The 562-nt window shown below is 57.1% G+C and carries 1 pseudogene; it reads left to right on the top strand.

The features are described from left to right. Nucleotides 1–562: pseudogene (locus AB4Z32_RS27590) on the top strand (IS3 family transposase); the annotation flags it as partial.

Genomic DNA, 562 nt, shown 5'->3' with positions numbered 1-562 from the left:
GAGGATGAGCGCAAGGCGCAGGACGCACAGGCCGACGAGGTAAAACGCCTGAAGGCCGAACTCAAGCGCATTACCGAGGAGCGCGACATCTTGCGAAAGGCCGCGGCGTACTTTGCCAAGGCGTCAGGGTAAGGTACGCCTTCATTCATCAGCATYAAGCGATGTTTTCGGTTCAGYGCATGTGCAAGGTGCTGAAAMTYCATCCCAGCGGTTACTACGCCTGGCGCGYTAAYCCCGAAAGCCTGCGTGCAAAGGAAGATCGGCGMCTGCTCGGACACATCAAGCAGTCGTGGCTGGAAAGTGGCGCGGTGTACGGGTATCGCAAGATCTTCGACGATTTGCAAGAACTCGGCGAACGGTGCGGCATCAATCGGGTTCATCGCCTGATGCGCCGCGAAGGGATTCGATCTCAAACTGGTTACGCCAAGCGCAAGTACAAGAACGGCGGCGCGCCGTGCGTCGTGGCGCAGAATCATTTGCAGCGCCAATTCGATGTGATCGAGCCAAACAAAGTCTGGGTAACGGACATCACGTACCTGCGCACTTACGAAGGCTGGCTTTA

This window comes from Massilia sp. 2TAF26, assembly GCF_052115005.1.
GTDB lineage: Bacteria > Pseudomonadota > Gammaproteobacteria > Burkholderiales > Burkholderiaceae_D > Telluria.
The sequence above is the reverse complement of the archived record's forward strand: the minus strand, read 5'-3'. Positions and strand labels throughout refer to the sequence as shown.